The 12,086-nt window shown below is 44.2% G+C and carries 11 protein-coding genes; all 11 read right to left on the bottom strand.

The genetic code is table 11. The features are described from left to right. Positions 1-2 precede the first annotated feature (2 nt). Entirely contained in the window at positions 3-2,003 is a 2,001-nt protein-coding gene (gene pknB / locus D0463_RS03850) for a Stk1 family PASTA domain-containing Ser/Thr kinase (protein WP_117305278.1), read from the bottom strand. Next, on the bottom strand, positions 1,981-2,760 hold the full coding sequence (locus tag D0463_RS03845) for a Stp1/IreP family PP2C-type Ser/Thr phosphatase (protein WP_117305275.1): 780 nt from the start codon (positions 2,758-2,760) through the stop codon (positions 1,981-1,983). The genes pknB and D0463_RS03845 overlap by 23 nt, the downstream gene beginning before the upstream one ends. Positions 2,761-2,764: 4 nt before the next feature. Continuing rightward, positions 2,765-3,856: a dual-specificity RNA methyltransferase RlmN gene (gene rlmN, locus D0463_RS03840; RefSeq protein WP_117305273.1), complete on the bottom strand. Its 1,092-nt coding sequence runs from the start codon at positions 3,854-3,856 to the stop codon at positions 2,765-2,767. Further along, a complete protein-coding gene (gene rsmB / locus D0463_RS03835; protein ID WP_117305270.1) occupies positions 3,856-5,205 on the bottom strand; it encodes a 16S rRNA (cytosine(967)-C(5))-methyltransferase RsmB in 1,350 nt (449 codons plus the stop codon). Before rsmB ends, rlmN begins: the two co-directional genes overlap by 1 nt. Further along, entirely contained in the window at positions 5,202-6,155 is a 954-nt protein-coding gene (gene fmt, locus D0463_RS03830) for a methionyl-tRNA formyltransferase (protein ID WP_117305268.1), read from the bottom strand. Before fmt ends, rsmB begins: the two co-directional genes overlap by 4 nt. Continuing rightward, complete coding sequence (gene def, locus D0463_RS03825; protein ID WP_117305266.1) at positions 6,152-6,637, bottom strand: peptide deformylase; 486 nt, start codon at positions 6,635-6,637, stop codon at positions 6,152-6,154. Before def ends, fmt begins: the two co-directional genes overlap by 4 nt. A 318-nt stretch (positions 6,638-6,955) precedes the next feature. Then, entirely contained in the window at positions 6,956-9,367 is a 2,412-nt protein-coding gene (gene priA / locus D0463_RS03820; protein WP_117305264.1) for a primosomal protein N', read from the bottom strand. A 7-nt stretch (positions 9,368-9,374) separates the two neighbouring features. After that, entirely contained in the window at positions 9,375-10,580 is a 1,206-nt protein-coding gene (coaBC, locus tag D0463_RS03815; protein ID WP_117305262.1) for a bifunctional phosphopantothenoylcysteine decarboxylase/phosphopantothenate--cysteine ligase CoaBC, read from the bottom strand. A gap of 398 nt (positions 10,581-10,978) precedes the next feature. Then, a complete protein-coding gene (gene rpoZ / locus D0463_RS03810; protein WP_117305260.1) occupies positions 10,979-11,185 on the bottom strand; it encodes a DNA-directed RNA polymerase subunit omega in 207 nt (68 codons plus the stop codon). 1 nt (position 11,186) lies between these two features. After that, positions 11,187-11,801 (bottom strand): guanylate kinase, encoded by a 615-nt coding sequence (gmk, locus tag D0463_RS03805; RefSeq protein WP_117305258.1) that lies wholly within the window; start codon positions 11,799-11,801, stop codon positions 11,187-11,189. 9 nt (positions 11,802-11,810) lie between these two features. After that, a complete protein-coding gene (gene remA / locus D0463_RS03800; protein ID WP_117305256.1) occupies positions 11,811-12,074 on the bottom strand; it encodes an extracellular matrix/biofilm regulator RemA in 264 nt (87 codons plus the stop codon). Positions 12,075-12,086: the final 12 nt, after the last annotated feature.

Below are 12,086 nucleotides of genomic sequence, written 5' to 3'. Positions count from 1 at the left end.
AATCATTCATCCGGATATGGAACCACTTCGTCCATGATGACATTTCCATCCCTCATTACTTTATAGCCTGCTTTCTTGTCATGAGGAACCATAAAATCCAGCTTGCGCCTGATCGATTCGGTTATGAGAACCGTTTCAACCGGCTCGGTCATGTCCCGAGTCAAGTCTTCAATGAAAATTTGGATTTCCTGAGGTTTCCCTGCGGCTTCCGGATCATATTCGATAACAATATCCTTTGTTACAACCTTGGGCGGAATCTCTTCTCTTCCCCGCGATACCACTACGTTCACGGTGCTGCCTTTGTCTATTTTCGCGTAAGGGCGCGGTGATTGCGAGATGACATTGCCTTCTCTTACGGAATCGTGGTGTTTTTCACTTTGACTAATTTTAATACCCACTTCGTTTGCGTAATCATCCAAGCTTTCTTTGTTGAAATTTGTTAGATCCTTTAATGTGATTTTATCGGGACCTTTGCTGACAGTGAGTTCAAAAACGGTTTCTGAAGCGACGACTTCATCGCCAGGTCTTGGGTTTTGGGATAGAATCGTCCCATTTTCACTGTTGTCAAATTCCTCTGTCACTTTGACGTCCTTAAATTCCATTTCTTTCAGAAGCGGTTCGATATCTTCTATTTTTCTCCCGGTATAATCCGTGATTTCCAGCTTTTCTAGGCCAATGCTTTGGTAGATTTTGATTTCTTTTCCTTTTTTGACAACTTTGCCTGCTTCCGGATCGGTTTGGACGACTTTTCCGGCTTCAATTTCCTTATCTTCGATTTCTATTATAGCACCGGTGTCGAATCCTGCTTCAAGAAGCTGTGAAATGGCCTCTTCCAATTCTTCGCCCCTCACATCAGGAACCGCTACTTCATCGGTTGCCAACATATCCGGGAAAACAGTGATGGTCAATATCCCAAGGGTCACCATTAATAAAAAAAGCGAAACTAGAATGATTGGAAGCTTACTTTTCTTCTTTCCGTCTTTTGCTTTTTTCTTTTTATCTTTTTTCTTTTTATTTGTTTTTACTGCCAGCTTTGTGTCCTCTTCGGCCACTGTATCCTTTTCCGGGCCCCGAACGATCGTTTGATCAATGTCTGAAACGAATTTGTCGTTTGTGATGATTGGAATCACCTTAGTGACATCGTTATCTTCAGGAATTTCAAACGGTTTTTCATTCAATCGATCAGGATCAAGGGCTGTTCTGATATCCTCGTGCATTTCATCCACGCTTTCATATCTGTAAAACGAATCCTTTGCAGTTGCTTTAAGGATAATGTTTTCGACACTTTGCGGGATATCCGGGTTCCACCGTTTCGGCGACGGGGTTTCGGATTGTAGATGCTTCAAAGCGATTGATACCGCTGATTCTCCAGAAAACGGCAAACGTCCGGTCATTAGCTCAAACATGACGATGCCAAGCGAGTAAATGTCTGATTTTTTATTGGCCATGCCTCCCCTTGCTTGTTCTGGGGATAAATAATGGACAGAACCGAGCACCGCGTTTGTTTGGGTGATGTTTGTCGAACTAAGGGCCATCGCAATGCCAAAATCGGTTATTTTCGCATTTCCGTCTTCATCTATTAAAATATTATGAGGCTTGATGTCTCTATGAATAATGTCATTATGGTGGGCATGGGCAATCGCGTCGGTGGTCTGCTTCATAATATCCAATGCTTGTTCAACAGGGATTGGGTAATGTTTTTGTATGTATTGTTTCAGAGTCATTCCCTTTACATATTCCATAACAATATAATAAATATCGTTTTCTTCCCCGACATCGTAAATGCTGACGATATTCGAATGGGCCAGACTTGTTGCGGATTGGGCTTCGCGATCAAAACGCTTGATGAATTCCTCATCATTCGAAAAATCCATCCTAAGGATTTTTAAGGCAACCTCGCGCTCGAGAATCATGTCACGGGCAAGATAAACATTGGCCATTCCGCCGCCGCCAACCATATCCAGGAGCTTGTACCGGCCGTTAATCCTTCTTCCGATTAACATCCGTTTCACCCCCACTTTCAGTTTCGTCATCGAAATGAACAAGGACGAGGGTGATATTATCTTCGCCGCCATAGCCATTGGCAAGTGTTATTAGAGAATCGGATTTTTCTTCCAAACTTCTTTCATCCGTAACAATATCAATCATTTCTTGTTCTGATACTTTATTGGACAGGCCGTCTGAGCATAGCAACAGCATGTCCCCTTCTTCAAAGACGATGGTCGTTATATCCATATCCACATGGACCTCTGTTCCTAACGCGCGTAATAAAACATTTTTGCGCGGATGATGTTCAGCATCCTCTCTGGATATTTGTCCGGAGCGCACAAGCTCATTCACTAACGAGTGGTCTTCGGTAATCTGTTTAAATCCGCTTTCGTTATATACGTAACAGCGGCTGTCACCAATATTGGCGATTGTGGCGAATTTGTCCGTACAAATGGCAGCAACGATGGTCGTTCCCATTCCCTGGCATTCAGAAAATTGTTCGGAATGCTGGAAAAGCAATTCATTCACACTTTCTATTTTCTCTCTAAGCCAGCTTTCCGCTTCTTGTGGAGTGTGAAACGAGTTTGAATCATCCCAGCTTTTACGCATATGTTCAATTGCCATAGAACTTGCGACATCGCCGGCGCGGTGTCCGCCCATGCCATCAGCAACGACGGCAAAGCGCACACCTTCCGGGTTTATAAATATTCCGCCATTATCTTCATTATGCTGACGGACCTTTCCGCGATCTGTTTTAAATACTGCCTTCATAGGCTCACCTCGTTTCTTCCTTACGCTCCTTAGCACGCAGCTGGCCACAGGCTGCATCAATATCATGTCCCTGCTCTCTTCGAATGGTCACGTTAATCCCGCGCTTTTTGAGGGTTTTCTCAAATTCAAAGATTTGTTCACGAGGAGTTCTTACATAATTCCGTTCAGGAACATAGTTAACCGGGATTAAGTTTACATGGCATTTGATGTCCTTTATCAGATCTGCAAGCTGTTCAGCGTGCTCTACCTGATCATTTTCGCCGCCGAATAAACCGTATTCAAAGCTTACGCGTCTCCCGGTTTTATCCGTGTAGTATTTTACTGCTTCTATTAAATCCGGCAACTTGTAAGCCCGATTGATTGGCATTAGCTTGCTTCGGAGTTCGCTATTAGGGGCATGAAGCGATACAGCAAAATTAATCTGCAGACTTTCATCAGCAAATTTATAAATTTTAGGAATGATCCCGCTTGTGGAAACGGTAATATGTCTGGCTCCGATATTCAGCCCTTTTTCATGATTGATATTTTTCAGGAATGACATCATTTCATCATAATTATCAAAAGGCTCACCGATACCCATAATAACCACCGAGCTTACTCGCTCGTCCGTTTCATCAAGAGCCTGTTGTACGTTTACGACCTGGGCAACGATTTCTCCTGCTTCTAAATTACGTTTTAATCCGCCTAAAGTAGATGCACAGAACGTACAGCCAATCCGGCATCCCACCTGGGTGGTGACACAAACTGAATTTCCGTATTCATGGCGCATTAACACCGTTTCGATGGAAGAACCGTCATGAAGTTCAAACAAAAATTTCATCGTACCATCTTTAGATGTTTGCTGGATCAACGTTTTCAGGGTCGTTATCGTAAACCCGCTTTCAAGCTTATCTCGCAATGATTTTGATAGATTTGACATATCTTCGAAGCTTTTTACCCGTTTTTTATATAACCATTCAAAAATCTGGTTTGCCCTGAAAGCTTTTTCTCCAGTCTCAGTGAGCCATTCTTGTATCTCATGAAGTTCAAGGGAATAAATAGATGGCTTTTGTCGCGCTGTTTCTTTCTTTTCTTTTGTTGTAATAATCTCTGCCATTATTGCACCTTCTTTCTAAAGCTGGCGATGAAAAATCCATCACTGCCAAAATATTGCGGGAACACTTGGATTGAGTTGCCTTCTATAAACGGCCTTACTGCTTCAGGCATTCTGTCTATTAACGTAAGATCTGCTTCAAAATCGGCATGTTTCTCTAAAAATGCTGCAGCAACGAGGTCATTTTCTTCTTTATCGACCGTGCAAGTGCTGTAAATCAACCGTTCTCCTTGTTTCAAAAGGGGAGCTGCAGCGTTTAAGAGCTGCTCTTGAATACTTGAAAGCCTCGATATATCTTCCTCTGACTTTGTATACTTCACATCCGGTTTTCTTCTCATGACTCCGAGTCCCGAGCAGGGGGCATCTACGAGAATCCGATTAAAGCCTTCTTTATGAAAAAGTTCATGTGCCTTTCTGCTGTCGGATACATATGTTTTAATATTACGTAATCCAAGCCGTGTTGCCTGTTCCTTGATTAGCTTTATTTTATGCTCATGAAGGTCAAGGGCGGTTACCTGTCCTGTCGTTAACCCTTCTGCAATATGGGTTGTCTTGCCGCCTGGAGCCGCGCAACAGTCTAACACCATATCATTCCCGCTCGCACCCAGTGCATGAGCAACAAGCATGGAACTTTCATCCTGTATGGTTAAGTAACCTAGTTGATAGCTCTCGGAGTGAGCTAAATTCCCCCTAAAGCAATGAATCGCTTCAGGTACAATCTTGCTTTTCTCAACATGATAGCCTTCTTCTGTTAAAGCACTAATCAGTTCATCACGGGAAATCTTTTTAAGATTCACTCGGGCCGTTTGCGGAGGGGCCGTCAGATTGATTTCACACATTTCCTTTGTTCTATCATAACCAAATTGCTCTACCCATCTTTCAACCAGCCACTTGGGGTGGCTGGTTTCAATTGACAAGCGCTCCGCCTCATTCTCAATGGATTCAAACGATGGAAGGCCTTGTCGTTGAATATTTCGCAATACACCATTTACCATAGAGGAGATTCCTTTGTGGCCACGTTTTTTGGCTATCTCAACAGCTTCAAAAATAATCGCATGATCCGGTACTTTATCCAAATAAATCATTTGATAAAGAGATAGACGAAGAAGATTGATCACCCAGGAAAGAGTTTTTTTCTGATTCTTAATGAATGGCTGCAAATAATAATCCAAGGTTATTTTTCTTTGAATCGTACCATAAGTAACTTCCGTCAGCAATCCGCTATCGACGCTCTTTAACTGATACTTTTGGAGCTTCGAATTTAACAGTAGGTTGCTGTATGACTGGTTTTTTTCTATCGACTCAAGAATATCGAGCGCTATTTCGCGAACGTTCTTTTTCATTTCCTTCATTCCTTATGATCCCCTAACTTCATCCCCGGCTGAATGAACGATCCAGCCCCGTGCAAATAGTCCTTCGCCTTCATTTTTTTCTTTCCGGATGGCTGCAGCTCAGTAATCAGAATCGAGGTTTCATTGCCTGTCGCGACAAGAAGCCCGTCTCCTGTGACATCCAGAATTTCACCCGGCTCGCCTGTCTTATCATGTTTGTGTTTTCTCGCTGTCCAGACTTTGATGATGTCTTCGTTCAAGGTTGTATAAGAAACTGGCCATGGGTGTAACCCGCGGATGTGATTATAAATGTCTTCCCCGTTTTGTTGCCAGTTTAGTTTTTCCTGTTGACGCTTAATATTCGGGGCAAACGACGCTTCTTCTTCATTTTGCTTGATCGGTGTGACCTCACCCTTTAACAGTTTAGGAATTGTTTCCGATAACAAATCCGCACCGATTGCGCTCAGCTTGTCGTGCAGCGTTCCAACATTGTCATCTTCTTCAATAAATACCTCTGCTTGTGTCAATATATCGCCGGCATCCAGTTTCTCGACCATATACATAATCGTGATGCCTGTCTTCTCTTTCCCTTGCAGAATCGAATAATGGATCGGGGCACCGCCGCGAAGCTCCGGCAATAGGGAAGCATGGACATTAATGCAGCCGAATTTTGGTGCCGCGAGCAACTCATTTGGAAGAATTTGTCCAAAAGCAGCTGTGACAATCAAATCTGCCTGTAAAGCGATGATTTTATCCATCTCTTCTTTTATTCTAATTTTCTCTGGCTGATAGACTGGAATTCCGTGTATTAGAGCCTCGGCCTTAACAGGCGGCGGGGTCAACACTTTCTTTCTTCCGACCGGCCTGTCAGGCTGTGTCACGACACCGATTACTTCATAGCCGTCACTGATGATTCGTCGCAAAACCGGTACTGAAAAATCCGGCGTGCCCATAAAGACTATCTTCGTCATTCGTCCCCATACCTTTCCATTTCCTCTTCTGTATAGTACTTTAACACTTTGGTGGTAAATAAAACCCCGTTCAAATGGTCGATCTCATGCTGGATGGCTCTTGCCAGAAAATCCTCTGCTTCGAGTTCGTACGTTTTTCCTCGGCGGTCCTGGGCACGGATTTTCACTTTGTACGGTCTGGTGACTTCTCCGTAAACACCTGGAAAACTGAGACATCCTTCCGGGTCCGTCTGTTCTCCGGATGCCGCCAGAATTTCGGGGTTGATCATCTCAATAAGATCCCCGTCCTCACCTAGATCGACAATCGCGATTTGTTTTTTCAAGCCAACCTGTGGCGCGGCAAGACCGACCCCGTCTGCCTCAAGCATCGTTTCATGCATGTTATTTAACAGCTTAGCCAAATTTTTATCAAAACTTGTTACTTTTGCGCATTTTTGTTCCAAAATTTTATCCGGAAACAAAACGATAGGTAAAATAGCCAAAAATGAATCCTCCTAATTGAAAAGCGAAAGCGCCATGGAATAAGGAACGTGGACTAAGACCTGCCACGTCCTTATGTCTTACATCGAGGTCAGCACATCGTGTGCAAGTCCGAGGGGCTGGGCGCTGGCCGACTAAGACCGCCACGGCCTTATGTCTTCGTCGGCACTAGTACGTCCTGTACGTCGTAGCTAGACACCTGACAAAGTTAAAAAGTTAACCTATTTCCTCATTAGAAAAGTTAAGGCACTTTACATGCCTTAACCAAAAAACACTTCATTATTTAGAACATATTATATACCACAATTTCAAAATAGCCGTTACATCATGATTTGCGGATTCAAATCGATGGTAATTTGCAGCTGATTTTGGGCCGTCTCTTGCTGGTAGTTCTCAAGAATGGTTCTCAACAGCTTTTTCAATTGCGGTTCTCGTTTGTATTTTATCAAACATTGATAGCGATATCTATTTTTGATACGGCTGATCGGGGACGCGACCGGCCCTAATACGATCGCTTCCTGGCTTAAACCGGAACTTATATATTTCGTGATTTTTTCAGTGATCGCGACTGTCTTCATTAAATCTTCATGAGAAACATTAATAAGGGCGACATAGTAATAGGGTGGATAATGACTTTGCCTTCGCATGTACATTTCCCGCTCATAAAAAACATCAAAGTCTTGGTTACCCGCAAGCTCGATGCTATAGTGCTCGGGAGTATACGTTTGGATTACCACTTCCCCGGCCAGCTCGTGGCGTCCGGCCCGCCCACTGACCTGGGTCAGAAGTTGGAACGTTTTCTCCGATGACCGGAAATCGGGAAGATGGAGCATCGTATCCGCTGAGAGCACGCCAACAAGGGTGATGTTTGGAAAATCCAACCCCTTGGCAATCATTTGCGTGCCCAGGAGAATATCGGCCCGGCCTTCCTGAAAGTCGTTCAGCAGACGTTCATGGGAACCTTTCCTGCTTGTCGTATCCACATCCATCCGGATGACCCTTGCATCAGGAAGGATCTTGCCTAGCTCTTCCTCGACCTTTTGTGTCCCGGTTCCGAAAAAACGAATATGGTCGCTTCCGCAATCGGGGCATGTTTGCGGCATGCCTTCTTCATGTCCGCAATAATGGCACTTCAAGGCGTTATTGTAGCGATGGTACGTTAGCGAGATATCACAATTCGGACAATTGACCACGAGACCACAGCTCCGGCACATGACAAATGAGGAATGACCGCGTTTATTTAATAGCAGAACAATTTGTTCTTTTTTAGTTATCCGGTCCTTGATCTTGGCAAACAAACTTTCCGAAAACATGGAACGGTTGCCTCCGCGCAGTTCCTCCCGCATATCAACAATTTCAACCTGAGGAAGCTCATTGTTGTTCATTCGTTTGCTCAAGGTCAAAAGGTGATACACATTTTTCTTTGCTCTTGCAAAAGAATCCAATGCCGGAGTTGCACTCCCAAGGATGACGGCACAGTTATGGTGCTTTGCCCGCTCAACCGCTACATCCCGTGCATGATAACGCGGTGTTTCCTCCTGTTTATAGCTGGATTCGTGCTCTTCATCAATAATGATGATTCCGATATTTTCAAAAGGTGCGAAAATCGCCGACCTGGCCCCGACGACCACCTTCACTTCCTTCCGGTGGATTTTACGCCATTCATCATATTTTTCCCCAACCGACAAGCCACTGTGCATAACAGCCACCTGATCGCCGAATCTTTCTTTAAAACGTTTGACGGTTTGCGGCGTTAATGAGATTTCCGGAACAAGCATGATCGCTTCCTCGCCTTTTTTTATGACCGCATCAATCGCCTGTAAATAGATTTCTGTTTTCCCGCTCCCGGTCACACCGTATAAGAGAAAAACCTCATGGCTATTTTCTGCGATGGATTGATTAATCGGCATCAAGGCTGCTGCTTGCTCATCGGTCAGCTTGAATGGCTCGGTTTTTGCAAATACCCTGTTTTCGTATGGATCACGATAGATCTCTACGTCTTTTTCAGCCAGTATTTGTTTTTCAACGAGAGACTTAATCGTTCCGTTCGACGCATTCACAGCTTCAAGCAAGTCGCGAAGCTGGATTTCATTCGGATTCTCGATGAAAAATTGGAGCACCTCGTACTGTTTTTTAGCTTTGGGAGAAAGGGTTGACGCGTATTGGGCCAGCTCTTCTCTATTCTTGAGTGGTTCCACGAACCGAACCGTTTTTTTATTCAATTTGTCTTTCACATAATATAAAACTTCAAGATTTCCCTTTTGAACCTGCTTTTGGAAAAGCGCTGCATGTTCAAACTGAAGGACATCCTTCCAGGAAAGGATTTCTTTGTCTCCGAAAGCGGCAAGAACTTTTTCATCTACTAATTCCTGCTTGCCCGCGCTTATCCGGAGCACCTTTTCGTATTTTGCCTTCAACGCAGCCGGAAGCATGGATTGCAGCGCGGAGATTTTGAAACACATGGTTTCAGTCGTCAGCCATTCGCCAAGCTGCAGGAGCTCATGATTCAAGACAGGCTCCAAATCAAGGATTTCTTTAATTTCCCGGAGTTTTGTCAGCTCTGATTCGTTTTTCAGCTCCGTGACAAAGCCTTGGACCATTCTTGGACCAAACGGGACAATCACTCTCATTCCCGGCTGGACGACATTTTTCCATTTAACCGGAACTTGATAATCGAACTCCCTATCCGTTTGTTTCGCCGGGACATCTACAATTATAGATGCAATATTCATAAATCCATCATTCCTTTTTCAGCATCCGGCTTACTTCAATTAGAATCTTTTTTGCCACTTCATCCTTGCTCATTTTCGGCAGCTCCACAATGCTTCCATCTCGCTTATACATCGTGACGATATTGGTGTCCGTTCCAAATCCAGCCCCGTCAGATGCCACGTTATTTGCTACGATCATATCAGCATTCTTCTTTTGAAGCTTATCGGTGGCATATTGCTCCACTTTCTCCGTTTCAGCGGCAAAGCCAACAACCACCTGCTTGTCTTTCTTAGCGCCAAGCTCTTTCAAAATATCGACAGTCCGTTCCAGCGTGATGCTGCTGTCACCAGGCTGCTTTTTTATTTTTTGTTCCTGGTATACTTTTGGCTTATAATCCGCTACCGCCGCGGTTTTAATGATGGCGTCGGCACCGGCGAAATGTTTCATCACTTCGTTATACATTTCAGCTGCGGATTCCACATCAATAACGTCCACATTCGCTGGGGGAGATAGCGAAACCGGACCAGAAATCAACTTGACCCGCGCTCCCATTTTTTGAGCCTGTTCCGCGATGGCATATCCCATCTTCCCCGTTGATCTGTTCATAATAAAACGGACGGGATCAATATCTTCTCTGGTAGGTCCAGCTGTAACAATGATATTTTGACCTTTTAACGGCTGTTCTGTTTGAGCATTGAAAAATAACGTCAACTGTTCCACAATCGTTTCGGGCTCCTCTAATCTGCCTTTTCCAACATACCCACAGGCAAGATAACCTTCAGAGGGTTCAATTAATTGATAGCCAAACGTCTTTAGCGTATTCAAGTTCTTCTCAACGGCAGGATGAGCGTACATATTCACATTCATTGCCGGCGCAACCCATACCGGCGCGTTTGTCGCAAGCAATGTGGTCGTGATCATGTCATCTGCAATCCCGTTTGCCAGCTTTCCGATTACGTTTGCGGTCGCAGGCGCAACCAAGACGAGGTCTGCCCAGTCTGCCAAATCTATATGGGCAATGACTGAAGAGTCTTTCTCATCAAATGTATCTGTATAAACATCGTGCCTGGAAAGCGCTTGAAAGGTAAGCGGCGTGACAAATTTACCGGCGGAATCGCTCATGATCACCTTTACCTTCGCGCCTGCCTGGGTAAGTTTGCTCGTTAACGCGGCCGCTTTGTATACGGCGATGCCGCCTGTTACACAGAGTAGAATCTTTTTATCTGTTAGCATGCTGTTTCCCCCAACTTAAGCATTCTTTGTCTTTATTATGAAGGATTATGACAATTTTTTCACCTTTTTGAGTCAGTAACTTAGTAAACCTGGCTATCTATAAAGTTGAACTAAAGAATTACGCATTGTAGATTTTTTGGCTCATTTAAGCTCCAACTGCATAGGCCGAGGAGAAAGCGAGCTTTCTCTTGGCCTATGCAGTTGGAGCAACCTTTCAGCTGCGCTGAAAGGCATGTGATACATGAATGAGCCAAAAATATATTGGTCACCTTTACATTCATAAATTCAACTTATATATATTTGCAACGCAAAAGGGCCGGAACCTCCTCACATGATTTCGGCGAATTTCCAGCTGCTGAAATATGTGTCTTGGAAGGCTTCCGGCCCTGAGTTCTCGTTTATTTTTCCTCGTATTTGTTTTGATAGGTCAGTTTCCCCGAGTGAATTTCCTCGAGTGCTTTGCCAACCTGTTTAAACGATACCGGGTTTTCAATCTTCGTATCATCCTTTTGCTGCATTTGTCTTGCGCGTTTTGCGGCAACGGATACAAGTGAATATTTTGAATCAATCTTTTCCAATAATGAATCAATAGAAGGGTACAACATATTATTCAGCCTCCAGCATTTTTTTATATCGGATGGATACTCTCTCTCTTCGGCAGTGCTCAGCGATAACGATTGCGTTTATCTTTTGACAAGCCGCCTCTATCCGATCATTTTCCACTACATAATCGTATAAGTCCATTAATTCGATTTCTTCCTTGGCGGTCTGCATCCTTCTTTGGATGACATCTTCTGTTTCCGTGCCTCGTGTGACGATTCGGTTTTGCAGTTCAGAAAGACTCGGTGGTGCCAAGAAAATAAACAAGCCTTCCGGAAACTTTTCACGGACCTGCCTTGCTCCCTGAACCTCAATTTCAAGAAAAACATCTTTGCCGTTCTCAAGTGTTTCCCTTACATAATCAACCGGTGTCCCGTAATAATTACCAACGAACTCGGCATATTCCAGCAGTTTGCCCTGTTCGATTAATTCTTCAAATTCCTCGCGGGTTTTGAAGAAGTAATCGATGCCATCGACTTCTCCCTCCCGCGGTTTTCTCGTCGTCATCGAAATCGAATATTCAAATGCTGTGTCGGGTTGTGAAAAGATTTCTTTTCTGACCGTTCCTTTGCCGACGCCGGACGGGCCGGATAATACGATTAGCAGACCTTTTTCTCTCATAAACTTCCTTTACCCCTCTTCCACACTGTCATCCTTGTCATGCAGCCGAGCCGCAACGGTTTCCGGCTGAACGGCGGAAAGAATCACATGGTCACTGTCAGTAATGATAACAGCTCTCGTTCTTCTTCCATATGTAGCATCCACTAAGGAGCCGCGATCGCGTGCGTCCTGGATGATTCTTTTTATTGGAGCCGATTCCGGACTCACAATCGATACAATCCGGTTAGCGGAAACGATATTCCCAAAACCGATATTAATGAGCTTGATAGACATTTTTGTCCCCCG

This window comes from Bacillus sp. V59.32b, from assembly GCF_003429085.1.
GTDB lineage: Bacteria > Bacillota > Bacilli > Bacillales > DSM-1321 > Peribacillus.
This window is presented reverse-complemented; position numbering and strand designations above follow the sequence as displayed.

What these genes read in the sequence shown, in the direction of transcription:
- pknB (WP_117305278.1), bottom strand. Translation starts at nt 2,003, where the DNA reads ATGTTAATCGGAAGAAGGATTAACGGCCGGTACAAGCTCCTGGATATG.
- D0463_RS03845 (WP_117305275.1), bottom strand. Translation starts at nt 2,760, where the DNA reads ATGAAGGCAGTATTTAAAACAGATCGCGGAAAGGTCCGTCAGCATAAT.
- rlmN (WP_117305273.1), bottom strand. Translation starts at nt 3,856, where the DNA reads ATGGCAGAGATTATTACAACAAAAGAAAAGAAAGAAACAGCGCGACAA.
- rsmB (WP_117305270.1), bottom strand. Translation starts at nt 5,205, where the DNA reads ATGAAGGAAATGAAAAAGAACGTTCGCGAAATAGCGCTCGATATTCTT.
- fmt (WP_117305268.1), bottom strand. Translation starts at nt 6,155, where the DNA reads ATGACGAAGATAGTCTTTATGGGCACGCCGGATTTTTCAGTACCGGTT.
- priA (WP_117305264.1), bottom strand. Translation starts at nt 9,367, where the DNA reads ATGAATATTGCATCTATAATTGTAGATGTCCCGGCGAAACAAACGGAT.
- coaBC (WP_117305262.1), bottom strand. Translation starts at nt 10,580, where the DNA reads ATGCTAACAGATAAAAAGATTCTACTCTGTGTAACAGGCGGCATCGCC.
- rpoZ (WP_117305260.1), bottom strand. Translation starts at nt 11,185, where the DNA reads ATGTTGTACCCTTCTATTGATTCATTATTGGAAAAGATTGATTCAAAA.
- gmk (WP_117305258.1), bottom strand. Translation starts at nt 11,801, where the DNA reads ATGAGAGAAAAAGGTCTGCTAATCGTATTATCCGGCCCGTCCGGCGTC.
- remA (WP_117305256.1), bottom strand. Translation starts at nt 12,074, where the DNA reads ATGTCTATCAAGCTCATTAATATCGGTTTTGGGAATATCGTTTCCGCT.